The 12978-nt window shown below is 68.9% G+C and carries 13 protein-coding genes; 1 reads left to right on the top strand and 12 read right to left on the bottom strand.

Annotation, left to right across the window (positions count from 1 at the left end; translation table 11 throughout):
- The first annotated feature begins 31 nt into the window (after positions 1-31).
- Positions 32-451, top strand: a complete 420-nt coding sequence (locus tag I847_RS0110185; protein ID WP_028049607.1) for a hypothetical protein — start codon at positions 32-34, stop codon at positions 449-451.
- A 59-nt stretch (positions 452-510) separates the two neighbouring features.
- On the opposite strand, the gene I847_RS0110190 is transcribed toward I847_RS0110185, so the two are convergent.
- From I847_RS0110190 to I847_RS23130, 12 genes are all read right to left on the bottom strand, one after another.
- Positions 511-1314 (bottom strand): hypothetical protein, encoded by an 804-nt coding sequence (locus I847_RS0110190; RefSeq protein WP_155856102.1) that lies wholly within the window; start codon positions 1312-1314, stop codon positions 511-513.
- Positions 1311-1976, bottom strand: coding sequence for an RNA polymerase sigma factor (locus tag I847_RS0110195; RefSeq protein ID WP_369751719.1), 666 nt, complete (start codon positions 1974-1976; stop codon positions 1311-1313). The genes I847_RS0110190 and I847_RS0110195 overlap by 4 nt, the downstream gene beginning before the upstream one ends.
- Before the next feature lie 157 nt (positions 1977-2133).
- Complete coding sequence (locus I847_RS23100; RefSeq protein ID WP_051274742.1) at positions 2134-3381, bottom strand: MFS transporter; 1248 nt, start codon at positions 3379-3381, stop codon at positions 2134-2136.
- 139 nt (positions 3382-3520) lie between these two features.
- Positions 3521-4339, bottom strand: coding sequence for a ketosynthase (locus I847_RS25630; RefSeq protein ID WP_155856103.1), 819 nt, complete (start codon positions 4337-4339; stop codon positions 3521-3523).
- A complete protein-coding gene (locus tag I847_RS0110210; protein WP_028049610.1) occupies positions 4336-5007 on the bottom strand; it encodes a class I SAM-dependent methyltransferase in 672 nt (223 codons plus the stop codon). Before I847_RS0110210 ends, I847_RS25630 begins: the two co-directional genes overlap by 4 nt.
- On the bottom strand, positions 5004-6404 hold the full coding sequence (locus tag I847_RS23110) for a class I adenylate-forming enzyme family protein (RefSeq protein WP_051274746.1): 1401 nt from the start codon (positions 6402-6404) through the stop codon (positions 5004-5006). The genes I847_RS0110210 and I847_RS23110 overlap by 4 nt, the downstream gene beginning before the upstream one ends.
- The gene (locus tag I847_RS0110220) at positions 6398-7609 is read right to left on the bottom strand and encodes a beta-ketoacyl synthase (RefSeq protein ID WP_028049611.1); all 1212 of its coding nucleotides are present in this window, start codon (positions 7607-7609) and stop codon (positions 6398-6400) included. The genes I847_RS23110 and I847_RS0110220 overlap by 7 nt, the downstream gene beginning before the upstream one ends.
- A gap of 39 nt (positions 7610-7648) precedes the next feature.
- A complete protein-coding gene (locus I847_RS25635) occupies positions 7649-8617 on the bottom strand; it encodes a hypothetical protein (RefSeq protein ID WP_155856104.1) in 969 nt (322 codons plus the stop codon).
- Between the two features lie 140 nt (positions 8618-8757).
- On the bottom strand, positions 8758-10203 hold the full coding sequence (locus tag I847_RS0110230) for an FAD-binding oxidoreductase (protein WP_034609782.1): 1446 nt from the start codon (positions 10201-10203) through the stop codon (positions 8758-8760).
- A 72-nt stretch (positions 10204-10275) separates the two neighbouring features.
- Entirely contained in the window at positions 10276-10551 is a 276-nt protein-coding gene (locus I847_RS0110235) for a hypothetical protein (RefSeq protein WP_028049614.1), read from the bottom strand.
- Positions 10552-10939: 388 nt separating this feature from the next.
- Positions 10940-11677: an aminotransferase class IV gene (locus I847_RS0110240; RefSeq protein ID WP_231384162.1), complete on the bottom strand. Its 738-nt coding sequence runs from the start codon at positions 11675-11677 to the stop codon at positions 10940-10942.
- Between the two features lie 35 nt (positions 11678-11712).
- Positions 11713-12819 carry a glycosyltransferase family 2 protein gene (locus I847_RS23130; RefSeq protein ID WP_196804528.1) on the bottom strand — a complete coding sequence of 369 codons (1107 nt, stop codon included), beginning with the start codon at positions 12817-12819 and terminating at the stop codon, positions 11713-11715.
- Positions 12820-12978: the final 159 nt, after the last annotated feature.

Below are 12978 nucleotides of genomic sequence, written 5' to 3' on the forward strand. Positions count from 1 at the left end.
CCGTCATCGGGACTTCGCTAGGGTCGCCTGCATGTCCTTCGACCTCGCCATCTGGCGTCGCGCGCCCACTGCGAAGACCGCGATGATTGTCGAGGTCTACGACGTGCTCGGTGACGGCGAGCACGAGCACCCAGCGGTCGGGATGTTCGATGCGCAGGAGTTCGTCACCGCCGCCGGAGAGATGTTCGGCAGGCTCCCCGAGTCAGGCGAGGACCCGACTCAGATCTATGTCGCGGATGATGCAGGTGAGGTCGCCAGCGTCTCGTTGTGGGCCTGGACAGGCCGGACGTCCGCGGCCGTCCACGTCTCCGGGCCGTTTCCCTGGCGCAGGTCGGCGATCGGCACGCTCCTGCCCCTCGTCGAGGCGCGCAACCTGATGCTCTACGACCCGCACTTCCAGACGGTGTACAACAACCGGCGCCAGTATCCCGAGCTTCGCGCGGAACGCTGACCGACGACTCCGTCGCCGGGGCGTTGACCGCAGGCGTGCTGCGGGACGTGGCTTCAGAGCTAGTTGCCGCCGGCTGATTTCCACGGGGCTGGGGAGTCGTACAGCGCGGCAAGGCCAGCCGTCAGGTCATCCGTGGCAACCGTCACGCCGCTGAGGGCGCCAGGCACCGCGTCGAAGGTGGCAGTCTTCGTGGCCGTGTCGATCGTCGACGATCCCACGGCCTCGTACCCGGAGCCGGCCGATCCGAGCGCGCTCGAGACCAGGAAGCCGAGGATCTCCTCGCCTGCTGCCGGCACGTCGGCCTCCGTCGGGAAGCCTCCCTCAGTGACGTCCGCGTGGTTCCCGACAGCCGACGTCTGCGCGGGATCAAGGACGTTGAAGCCGACGGGGATCGTGTCACCCTTGTTGAGCTCGGCTGGTGCATCGGGGCGAGCTCCCACCACCTCGGTCACCACCAGGTGCACGACCGCGTAGTGCGTCACGTTGCCCGGCTCGATCTCACCGAACGAAGGCTTGTCCACGACAGTGCCTCGCACGAGGTACTCGCTCGCCTGAGCCAGCTGCTTCGGATCCGTGAAGTTCGTGAAGCTGGCGATGTCACCCGACGTTCCACGGGGAACGTGTGGGGAGTTCACGGCGCTCACGATCAGGACAGCGGCGGCCAATCCGCCGACGGCGGCGCCTGCAATCACCAGCACTCGCCAGCGGCGCGGCCGTCGTCCCTTCGCCGATGGACGTGCTTCGGCCTGCACGCCCCTCTCCAGTGCCGCGCGCGAGACGAGCAGGGCGTCAGGGTCTGGCGGAACGTCGGGGGCCAGGGCCGCGATCTGCTCCATGGCGGCAACCCCGTTCGCGCGAGTCATGAGCTACTCCGGTGGCTTGACGTGGTCATCTGGTCGGTACGAGCGAGTTCCGGCGCGTCCTGGACCTCGATCGCGCTCGTGAGATGCCGCCGTGCGCGTGAGAGTCGCACTTTGAACGCGGCGATTGAGCACCCCGCCACCGTGGCTGCTTGCGCACCGCTCAGTCCGTCCCAGGCCACCAGGAGCAGCGCCTCCCTCTCCTTCGCTGAGAGAGCCGCTAGCGCACCAAGGGCTGTCGCGCGCGCCTCGGATGCCTGATCGGAACTCGACGACGGCTGCGCAAGGTGCGCCACCCGAGCCATCTCACGCTCCAACCCGCGAGCGCGGTGGTGCGACCTGCGTTGATTGGAGATCGTGTTGCGAGCGACGACCAACAGCCAGGGCAGCGGGTCACTCGGGACGTCCTCGAGACGCCGCCAAGCGATCAGGAACGTCTCGGAGACGACCTCCTGGGACGCGTGTCCGTCGACGTGCCTGAGCGCGTACGCCTGAACGCGCCCGGCGTACTGCTCCCACAGGTCCGCCAGCCGACGGCCATCGCCGTCCGCACCCACACGATCTCCGCTCACACTCAGCAATGTCCGGCAAGGCCACCAAGGTGACACGTCGATCGCACATTTCGCTCCGACGCAATCCCGCCGAGGGGACCCGAGGCGCCGCACCGCTGCTCACGTCGCGGCGCGACGACATCGCGGGATCCGTCGACTTCATGCTCCAGCCCGGCGAGGAGGGCCACGACGGTGCCCTGATCATGATCTCGGAGGGCGCGCTCGAGGGCCGTCTGGCGACCGCACGAAGTGTCGAGGAGCACTGTCGATATCAGCTAGATGCCGCGCTCAGTTCGCCGCCGGCCTGGGAAGGCTCCGGCGAGGCCGCCGTACCGCCGTCCTTCCACCAGCGTGCGCCGGCCGCGGCGACGAGCAAGACCAGGAAGCCGGCACCCGACACCACCCAGAAGCCGGACAGCTCGCCGAGCTGCGTGGCCGCTATTCCGCCGATGAAGGCGCCGGCAGCCATGCCGATGACCAGACCCGAGTCCGCGATCGCCATTCCCTCGTTGAGCCGCTCCGGCCGGGTGAGCTGCTGGAGCAGACCCATGGCCGAGATCATGACGGGCGCCGTCGCTGCTCCCACGACGACGGCCCAGAGACCAAAGAGCCAGAGGTTGCCGTCGATGACCAGCGGAACGGGGAGCATGCACAGGAAGAGGATCACGGACAGCAGAAGATTGCGCCGGCGGGTGTAGCTCGTGAGCTTGAGGTTGCCGTAGATCAGACCGGACACGCTCGCACCAAGGCCCCCGAGGGCGAGGAAGACGCCCGGAGACATGTTCGTGTTGAGGGACCCGACGAAAGCGATCGTCGAGATCTCCATGGCCCCCGATGCGAGACCCACGATGGGAAAGAGGGCGACGGCCGCGCTGACTCCCGGGGCCAGCAGTCGGTGATGGACCGCGTCGGGGTCGTGCGGGAACGGGGTCGGCTCCGTGCTGCGCTGGGCAGCGAAGAGCAGGGTTCCCACCAGGAGCAGCGTGTTCGCGGTAAGAAGGCCGGCCGCGGGGCCGAACGCCACGCACAGCCCCGCGGCCACAGCGGGCCCGGAGATGAACGTGATCTCGTCGACGACGCGCTCGAAGGCGTTCGCCCTCTGCATCATCTCCGGCTGGCTCTCGTAGATGCGGACCCACCGGGCGCGCGCCATCACTCCGACGAAAGGCACGCCCGCGGAGAGGAAGTAGGTCACGTAGAGCGTCCACCGAGGCGCGTCGGAGTACGCGCAGATGATGGTGCCCGTGCTCGCGACGACCGAGATCACCGTCGCGGGAACGGCGATCCGCGCTTGTCCGTACCGGTCGACGAGCCTGCCCACGCGGGGCGCGGCGATTGCCACGCCGACGAGCCCAGCCGCGGACACTCCACCGGCGACGGCGTAGGAACCCGTGGCGTCGGCGACGAGCAGCAGGATGCTCACCCCGAACATGCCCATCGGAAGGCGGGCGACGAGGCCGGCGAGGGTGAAGCGAACGCTGCCCTTGGCGGAGAAGAGCAGCCGGTACGAGCGGATCATCGAGCGAAGCTCCTGGTGTGGAGGTGTGTCGTCTGCCCTGAGCAGGACAAGACGATAGAGGCGGCGCCTACCGAGCGGAGGGCGTGGACACAGGTCGGGCGTCGGGAGGGCACTCGGGCCGACGCAACGCGCGAGGGCATCACGGATTCTCCCAGGACAGGGAGCCGACGGCGACGGTGACCGAGCCGCTGCGGGCGTCCTGGCGCAGCAGGTCCGCTCCTCGGTCGCACAGCTCCATGATCCCCGCCAGCCAGCCAAGCCTGGCGAACGGCTCCGCCGCGCACGGGGAGCCCGTCGAGTCGGTCCCTGCACGGCTGCTCTCGCCGACCGTGCGAAGACGAAGCTCAGAGTCGCCGGTGACGGGCTTCGCGAGAAGCAGGGCGAAGCCGGCGGCGGACGCCGGCGCCTTCGCGCGTCCTGCCGGCCCGCTCAGCTCCAGGTGGGAGACGCGAGGGTTGGGCGACGCCTCCACCCCTACGACGAGCACGTCGTGAACTTGAGCGAACCCGAGGAAGTCGTCGACGACCGCCCAGACCTCTGCTGCGGGGTCCGGCCCTCGCACGGAGATGCAGGCCATAGGCCCGAGGAATCCATGCACTCGTGACAGGTGACCGAGCGCCGCGGTAGGCGCCGACTGGAAGAAGAGCAGGGGATTGACAGGCTGGTCCGCGGCCAGACGCTGGGAGGCACCGTCCAAGGTCTCGGTGTCCCCGTGGACACTCGCAAGGACGAGCGCCGTCGCTGCGCCGCCCGAGGCACCCGCAGAGGCTCCGTTGATGCACTCCGTCGCCACAGCGACAGCGAGGGGACCGTATCGGGTGTAGGCGAACCCGGGGACCGAGGGGAGCTCTTCGGGAGCCGCCCCGGGAAGCGCGTCGGCCTCGTCCTCTCCCCAGGGGGCCAGGCTGCTCAGGCCCTTGACGGCGAATACCCGACCAGATCGCTGCACGGGAGTCACCGGGCGCTCCGCTGCCGGACGAGCTCGAGGAGGGAGTACGTGATCCGCGCCGGTCCTCTCAGCGAGTCGAGCTCTTCGACGTCGAACTCGGCCTCGTGGGCGAGCTGCCGGAGCAGAGCCTCGTTCCCGAGACTGCTGAAGCCGAGCAACAGGCGCCCGCCCGCCGAAAGGAACTCGGGAGCCTGCTGGAGGAACCGACGGTGCACGACATAGCCGGAGTCGAAGACCGTGTTGGCCAGCTCGGCCGGGAGGCCGGCAGGCGTGGGCTCGTCGACGAAGGCGGAGTTCCAGAAGACGACGTCGAACTCACCGGCCGGAACGTCGTCGAACAGGTCGCTCTGGAGGGCGCTCACCGAGTCCGCCACGCCATGGCGTCGGGCGTTCAGAGCGGTGTTGCGGACAGCCGCGGCGCTCACGTCGACGGCCATCACGCGAGTGCAGCCGCGGAGTGCGGCCGTCACCGCGGTCACCCCCGCCCCGCACCCCATCTCGAGGAACGTGCCGGTGCCGTAGGGCATGCGCGCGGTGAAGAAGGCAGTCGAGAAGTCGTCCGTCGGCGAGAACACTCCCTCGAACAGGTCCCAGTCCCGCCCGTTGAGCGTGCACACCGTCGGGCCCGTCCGCGCGGCATTGCGCCTGACGAGACCTGCGGCGAGATCGAGGCTCATCGGGCACCTTCCACAGGGGTCTGTTCAACGGCGTGTCGACGCAGGACGCCGGCGTCACGTACGACTTTTCCGGAGACGGTGCGTGGCAACGCATCGCACACGACGAAGGTGGACGGGATCTTGTAGCCCGACAGGTGCTCACGGCACCAGGCGATGAGACTGGCAGTCTGGACGCCTCCGCCGGGGGAGCCGATGTAGGCCTTGACCGACGAGTCCTGGATGACCACGGCCTCGGCGACCTGCGGATGCCGGCCCAGCAGGATCTCCACCTCACGCAGGTCGACCTTCAGGCCGCCTACCACCACGAGGGAGTCGGCGCGGCCCTGGAGCCGGAGCTCACCGGTGGCGTCGAGGGTCCCTCGGTCGAAGGTGCGCAGCCAGCCGTCACGGACCCGGTGCTCGTCGCCCCGGCCGAGATAGGGCGACGTGCCGACGTGCACGAACACCTCGTCGTTCTGCACGACCACACGAGTGCCGGGCAGGACTTTCCCCACGGACGGCGGGGGGCAGACAGCGACCAGTTCGGCCGAGATGACGCCGGTCTCGGTGGTTCCGTAGACCGGGCTGATGGGAACTCCGAGACGCTCATGGAACCTGGCCCAGACGTCGTCCTTCATGATCTCGCCTGCGGAGACCGCCAGTCTGAGCGCCGGCAGCGCCACGGCCGAGATCCGGGAGATGACGTCGAAGTGCATGGGGACACCGAAGACGGCCCGGATCGTCGCGGCCTGCGGCCCTCGCAACGCTGCCGCCAGCCCCTGGCCGGTAGGAAGCATCACTTCCGCTCCGACATTGAGCGCGTGGAGGATCCCGCCGACCAGACCCATCGTGTGAACCGGGGAGTTGAGGACCAGCGTCCTCTCGCCGGCTCGCGGCATGCCCGGCAGCGCAGCGTACTTGGCGAGCTCGTCCTGGATCGACCGCGCCGACCGGCCGATGATCTTCGGCGTGCCCGTCGATCCGGAGCTGAACTGGACCAGGCAGTGCGTCCCCTCTGCCGGCTGCCCGTCTCGGAGCTCCTGCAGGTCGACGCGGCACTCCTCCGGTGCTGCCGAACCGGTGGCGTCGGCCGCAGTCGTCACCAGGGTCTGGGGCCGGCTGAGCTCCAGAAGCCGGCGCAGCTCCGACGAGGTGTGCCGGAAGTCGATGAGCACGACCGTCGCCTGTCGAGACCAGAGCGCCAGCAGCACCTCGATGAGCGTGAAGCTCGGCGGCAGGCACAGGGCGACCGAGCTACCGGGTCCGATGCCGGCTTCGGCGAGCCGAGCGCCGTGATCACTGACGCGTCGCGCCAGCTCACCGAACGTCAGTGTGCCGCCGATGCGGGCGAAGACCGCGTCAGGGTCCGCATCGTCGAGCAGACTGGCGCCCCACCATGCCGGCGCGGGCGTCAGCACCAGGACCCCGCTTTCACCGTACTGAAGAGGAGTGCCGCATTGGCGCCGCCGAAGGCGGCGTTCAGGGAAAGGGCGTGGGTGAGCTCCGCCTGCCTGCTGCTGTGCGGAACGCAGTCCAGGGCGCACTCCGGGTCGGCCTCCAGGTGGCCGACGGTGGGTGGGACACGCTGGTCCGTCAAGGACAGCAGTGTGATGACGGCTTCGACCGCACCCGTGGCCTCCAGCATGTGCCCCGTCGCCCCCTTGGTGGAGCTCACCGCGACGGCGGCACCCTCGCCGAACACCTGGTGGACCGCGGAGGTCTCGGCCTTGTCGTTGACCTTGGTGCCGGTTCCGTGTGCGTTGACGTACTGGACCTGTTCAGGCGAGCTCCCTGCGGCGCTGAGCGCCGACCTCATCGCGCGTGCCATGCCGCCGCCGGTGGGGTCGGGCTGGATGGGGTGGTACGCGTCGGCGGACATTCCCCATCCCTGCAGGAGCGCGAGCGGTGATGCCCCGCGTCGGTCTGCGGAGCGCACGGACTCCAGCACCAGGACGGCTGCTCCGTCGCCGTGCAGCATTCCGTCCCGCTGCTTGCAGAAGGGGCGGACCACGCCGGCACGGCTGAAGGCCCCGCCCGCGTCGAACTTCGAGAAGATGTCCTCCGACACCACATGGGCACCACCACAGACCACCTGGTCGGCCCGGCCTGAGCGGATCAGCTGGGCGCCGTAGGCCACCGCGGTGGTCGAGGCTATGCAGGCATTCGTGAAGGTCACCGGGGTGGCGCCGAAGCCGAACTCCTCCGCGAGGGTGGCGGAGAGCGCAGCAGGCGCGCTGGTCTCGAGCCGGGCGTCCCACCCCTCGCCGTCTTCTCGCCTGCCCCTCCAGAAGTCCACCACCGCGGACCTGTCGCCAAGGGTCCCGAGGAGCAGGGGAGCACCCTCAGCCGCTGTTCCGGCCATCGCGAGCGCCTCCGCCACGGAGGCGCGAAGCAGGTCCAGCTGGTTCGGCCTGCCAGACGCCCAGACCGCGTCATCGTCGCGCAAGGTCGCGGCAACTCCAGCGCGGTAGGGCGCGACGTCGAAACGGGTCACCGGCCGGATCCCCGTCTCGCCGGAGAAGATGCCGCGGCGCAGGGCCTCGACGCCCGCGCCGAACGCGGTGCATACGCCGACCCCGGTCACCGCCACAGGAGCTGGAGGCGAGAGGAGCTCAGACATCATCGACCGTTGCTGAGGCCGTGTCGTCGCAGACGGGCAGAGTCATGAGACGGACGCCGCTTGTGGCTGGTCCACGGACGGGGCGCCTGCCGTGAGTGCGCGCCGCCGGGTGAGCAGGGACAGGCGCGCGGGCAGTCCTCTGTCTTCCACCAGGGTGACCCAGTCCTCGGCGACGCGGAAGAAGGCCGAGTTCAGCACCTGTCCCGGCGAGACCTCGCCCGGCGCAAGCACGCCCCACCGGCTCAGGCTGTTGACGAGGTGCGGATCGAAGGCGGTCCAGACCTCGTCCAGCAGGACCTCGGGCCAGTAGTGCTCCAGCGAGTAGGGACTCGAGAGCAGCAGCCCGAAGCTGCGTCGGGCCTGCCATCCCTCCTCCGTCGCCCGTCGCACCAGGTACCGCGTCGCGAGCTCGCAGTCGGCGAGCGACGTTTCGGCCAGGAACGCAAGGTCGCTCCGCAAGGCCTCAGGGAGAAAGTAGAACTCGACTCCGGCGAGCTCGGCGAAGACTGTCTGCAGGCGCGAAGGAGCCTCGCCGGTGCGACCACAGCCCCCCACGTCGCGGCGCAGTCTGAAGGCTCGCGGCCCTTCGTCCGAGGCCGTGACGAGCGACTTCACCGGACCGGGCAGGCCGAAGTCGCACCGGTGGCCGGGGTCTGCGGAGCCGCACTCGGCGACGACCTCCACCTCGTAGCGGACCGGGTCGTCGGCCACGACGGCACGGAGCACGTCGGGCCACCGTCGCATGGCGAGGTACCGGGGCGAAGGCAGATGCAGGGTGAGCGAGACATTCGCCAGGTCCAGCTCATCGAAGTAGCGCTCGCCGCCCGACAAGCGGTGCGGAAACCCGAGATCCAGCAGAGCGGACAGAACGTCGGGCAGGATCCGATGGACCTTCTGGACCAGGGAGGTGTCCTGGTCGAAGACCCGGTGCTGGTCACCGACGAGGCGAGTCCGCTCCACGACGTCCCGGAGCAGCTCTGCGCTCACTCCGTCCCCACCAAGAACGGGCACGCCGACACCACGGCCTCCGGGAACCCGGTCACCATGCGTCATCGCGCGAGCACCCCCTCGGCGGGTGGCATGACGATGCCCGAATCTCGCACCGCCTCCGGCCATGAGCCGGAGCGCCGTGCGCAGCGGTTGGAGGGTGGTCAGACACTCGCCGCCCGCCCGGTGCCGTAGAACTTCTTGAGCATGGCCACGAGGTCGGGGGCGTAGCGCGCGGCCGCGAGGATCTCAGGGGGCGGCGTGAAGTCTGGGTGGATCATCTCGGCGAACCGGGAGAACTCCAGCCGCAGGCTGTGCTCGATCGTGCGCGGCCACTCGACCGGTACGCGCCAGTCGTGCTCGTAGCCCGTGGCGACCATGTGAGTGACCGCCGTCTCGACGATGTCGCGACGGCTCGCGGTCTGCACCGGAGCACGGACCGGCGAGAACAGGGAAAGGTCGAGGCGACCCTCCTCGCCCAGGATCCTGGCGGACAGCTCGGCAGCCAGAAGCGGCGAGAGGTGGAGCCCGTCCCGGTAGGTACCGGTCAGCATCCACAGCCCCGGCACGGCCGGACCGATGATGGGAAAGCCGTCGAGCGCGACCGGGCGGTTGCCCACCTGGATCCGCTTGACTCCGGAGGTCCAGAAATCGCGGTGCAACTGCTTCGCCGCGCAGTCGAGAAGGAACTGCAGATCGCGCGTGACCGGAGTGCTGACGGGCGAGGTCGAGATGATGTTCGTTGCGCCCACGTACACCTCGCCCGCATTCCTCGGCACGAGGTGCAGACCACAAGCGAAAGCGCGATTGGGAGTACGGATGACGTGCTCCGGTTGCCGCCGCTCCGGCGACGACAGAAGCAGCGAGAGGCCATATCCGGAGATCAGCGGAGGCACCTGTGCCGCGATCTCGGGAACGCTGTTCAGCACCGCCTGGGACGCCGCCCCCGCTGCGAGCACGACCTCCCCGGCCGAAAGCGTCGCGCCCGAAGCGAGAACGACCCCTCGAACGCGGTCACCGACGTGATCGAGGGCGGTGACGGAATCGTCGGCGAAGACCCCGCCGTGGGCGAGGAATGCAGACTCGAGGGTCGCCAGAAGTTCGGCGGCGTTCACGGCGTGCTCGTCAGGCAGGAACATTGCGCGCAGGGGTCGGGCCAACGCGTCGGGCGAGATCCAGTCGACGTTGTCGACGTCCAGATCTTCATACTTCTGCTCGTACATCGTCAGGGCTTGATGAATCGCACGGTAGTTGGCGCTGTCGATGCCGGGGACGCCAATGGCGTTGAGGAGGACCACCGTTCCCTGTGCGGTGAGCAGCTCGGCGGAGGTCCGACCGGTGTCCGCCTCCAGGGTGTCGAGCCACTGCGGCCAGAGCTGCTGGGCCTGCACGCCGAGATTGAGCTTCTGCCGGCCCTGACTGCTCGCGAGGAGCGTGGCCGTCGTCTCCCCGAAGGCCCCCAGCATCGCTCCAGCTGCGGCGGAGGCCGAATACGGGCGGGCCTTCTCGCCCACCAGGACCACGGAGAGGCCCCGACGGGCCAGGCTCAGGCCGAGGGAAAGACCAAGAACGCCATTCCCCACGACGACGACGTCGTAGTTCCCGTTCATGACAACCTCAATGTGCGGCACAAAAGTCTCCTTGGCGGGGCAACGGGCGCTGTTGCTCGATTGCGGTAGGGCTCACGACTCCGGGCTACCGTCGTCAACTGCCGCGAACGTGTCGGGGCTGATGTGGGCCAGGTGGCGGTGAATGGCGCGAGGCGAGTTGAACGTATCCATCACGCCGCGCCCGGGTTGCTCAAGATCGAAACCGCATCGCTCCTCGAGCAGGTGCTGCAACCAGACGAAGCCAAAAGAGTCCAGGGCGATCTCGGTGTCGTACTCAATCGGGACATCGACCATCTGGATGGACATGCACTCCGCCATGATCGCCGTGATGTCACCGCTTGTGAACATTACTTCTCCTGCTCTTTCACGTGTTCGCACCGGCGCGCGGAAGCGTCCCTGCTGGTGTGGTGGGAAAGCGAACGTCACGCTCGTGGGTATGAGCAGACGCTCGCGTTCCGGCTTTGGACTCGAACGCCAAACACACCCATTCGGCGTGACAGCAGCGCGCAGTCTATCCTGCACCCGAGGGGTTATGTCCAGCGCGCCCCACCCGACCGAAGAACGCCATGCGGGGCCGCCGTGACGATCGCCGCCCGGCCGCGTCAAACTGCTCTTCCGTGGGTTTCGGGCAGCTGAAACGATTTCGTGGCGACTGCTCTCCGCCACCCTGTCTTTGGGCCCGAGCGTCGGTGATGAATCGATGCGCACCGCGTGGCCTCGCCGCTGCTCGGGCACCTCAGACCTCGTCCCCAGGCAGGGTGAGGTACCGGTGGCACACCTCGTCGAGGAGACCGGTTGCCGTGTCGTAGGGAGTGTCGTCGAGTGCGGCGATGGGCCGGACGCCGACCGCGGCGCTCGTCGCGAAGGCAACCGGGAAGCCGGCTGCCGCCCTGAGGTCCAGCTCGCGGGTCACCGACGTGACGACGCCGAGGGACTGCACCAGGTGCATCGTCACGCCGAGCAGCTGCTCGCCGGACGGCCACACCAGCTCGGCGCCGTCGTGAAACCCGATGTTCCACGTGGTGCCCTCGAGGACGCGCGAGCGGTCGTCGACGAACAGCGCGTCGTCGAATCCCGCTCGCTGGGCGAGGCGTCTCTGCCGGACCGCCTCGAAGAGCCCCACGTGCTTCACGTCGGGGACGTCGCGCCGGTGTGCCACGGACCGCAGGCGAAGCGGCGGCAGCTCTCCGCCTGGCGCGGGCCGCGTCGTGACGAGGACGTGGGCGTCCAGGTCCGCCCCGGGCCGGGCCAGCTGAAGCTGCGGTGCGTAGACCGTGACACGCACCGTCTGCGGTACCTCGCTGTCGACCCGACGGACGAGCGCACGCACGCGGTCGACGTCCAGCTCGGCGTCGAGCAGCTTTCGACAGTCCCTGACCAGGCGCTGGAGATGCAGGGAGAGCCCCCGCACCCGCCCTTGGCTCATCAGCATCGTCGTGAAGTGCCCGTAGTTGCACAGGGCGAGCCCGGCCACATCGTGTGCTGTGACGGCACGGCCGTCGAGCTCCATCACTCCGGCGACGGCGCGTGCACGTCGTTGCTCACTGACCGCCGTGCGGGCGGCGACGCGCTCGTCTCCGCCGCACCGGCGGGCTTCAGGCCGGTGAACAGCCCGGTGGGTCGACGCAGCTGGAGCGCTGCCTGGAACCCGCCGTAGTCGAAGAGCAGCTCGACCGAGGCGCACGCGAGGCGTTCCACGACGCCGCCCGGTGAGGACGGGTGGTCGCCTCGTAGCCGCCGGGCACGCAGGGCCACGATGAGTCCGAGGACCACGGGCGCCACGATCAGGCTCCATCCGCCGGTCCGGGGCGCGAGCGCGACTCCGGCCGCGGCGGCAAGCGCCGTGACGGTGAAGGCGTTGAGCACCGGCTGGCGGTGGTGGGGATGAACGCTGCAAACCCACTGTTCCGAGCGACCGTAGCCGTAGAGCCTGCGGCCCGCGGTGGCGACAGAACTCGTGATTTCCTGGTCGTGGAACACGACCGCCTCGGGGTCGCAGGTGATCGTGTATCCGGCATCCGAGATCTTGATGCCGAGGTCGCAGTCCTCGCCCCCGACGATGTCGAGGCTCTCGGAGGGGAATCCGCCGACCTCTTCGAACACCTGCCGGCGAACGGCAAGGTTCGTCGTCGTCGCCCAGGTGACCTTGGCGGCTTGGCCGGGGCGCTCCAGATCGTCGTTGATCAGCCTGGACCACCGCAGGACCCGACCGGCCCGGGTGTCCGGGTGCTCCACGAAGGTAGGGCCCGCGACGGCCCCGACGGTGGCGGCGGCGGCCCGTAGCGTCTCGACGTGACGCTCGAGGACATCCGGTGACACGCGGCAGTCGGAGTCGGTGAACAGGATCAGGTCGTACCGTGCCCGCTCGACCCCCAGGTTGCGCTTGGCGCCGACGTGAGCGGGGCCGACCACGTAGCGGGCCCCGAACTCGTGGCAGTTCGCTCTGTGGGCCGCTGCATCCTCGGGTTCCGAGTCGTCGACGACAAGGATCTCCGCTGCCTCCGGGCTGCGGTCCAGTGCGGCGCGCAGGGAAGCCAATTGTTCGCGCAGCAGCGCAACTCGGCCCTTGACCGGAATGACGACGGAAATCCCGTGCGGCGACACTGCCGTAGACACACACACTCCTGGGGCCGGTGAGACATGGGGCTAGGGACGTGTACGGTACTGCACCGTGCGAGTGCTTGTGCACTCACGCGAACCTGCCCGCCAGGTCGTGTTGTCATTCGTCAGGGGTGCGCTTCTACCAGGTCGCCGAGCCCCTTGCCTTCTTTCGGA

Source organism: Cellulomonas sp. URHD0024, assembly GCF_000426185.1.
In the GTDB taxonomy this organism is placed as follows: Bacteria; Actinomycetota; Actinomycetes; order Actinomycetales; family Cellulomonadaceae; genus Cellulomonas.

What these genes read in the sequence shown, in the direction of transcription:
- I847_RS0110185 (WP_028049607.1), top strand. Translation starts at nt 32, where the DNA reads ATGTCCTTCGACCTCGCCATCTGGCGTCGCGCGCCCACTGCGAAGACC.
- I847_RS0110190 (WP_155856102.1), bottom strand. Translation starts at nt 1,314, where the DNA reads ATGACTCGCGCGAACGGGGTTGCCGCCATGGAGCAGATCGCGGCCCTG.
- I847_RS23100 (WP_051274742.1), bottom strand. Translation starts at nt 3,381, where the DNA reads ATGATCCGCTCGTACCGGCTGCTCTTCTCCGCCAAGGGCAGCGTTCGC.
- I847_RS0110210 (WP_028049610.1), bottom strand. Translation starts at nt 5,007, where the DNA reads ATGAGCCTCGATCTCGCCGCAGGTCTCGTCAGGCGCAATGCCGCGCGG.
- I847_RS0110220 (WP_028049611.1), bottom strand. Translation starts at nt 7,609, where the DNA reads ATGATGTCTGAGCTCCTCTCGCCTCCAGCTCCTGTGGCGGTGACCGGG.
- I847_RS0110230 (WP_034609782.1), bottom strand. Translation starts at nt 10,203, where the DNA reads ATGAACGGGAACTACGACGTCGTCGTCGTGGGGAATGGCGTTCTTGGT.
- I847_RS0110235 (WP_028049614.1), bottom strand. Translation starts at nt 10,551, where the DNA reads ATGTTCACAAGCGGTGACATCACGGCGATCATGGCGGAGTGCATGTCC.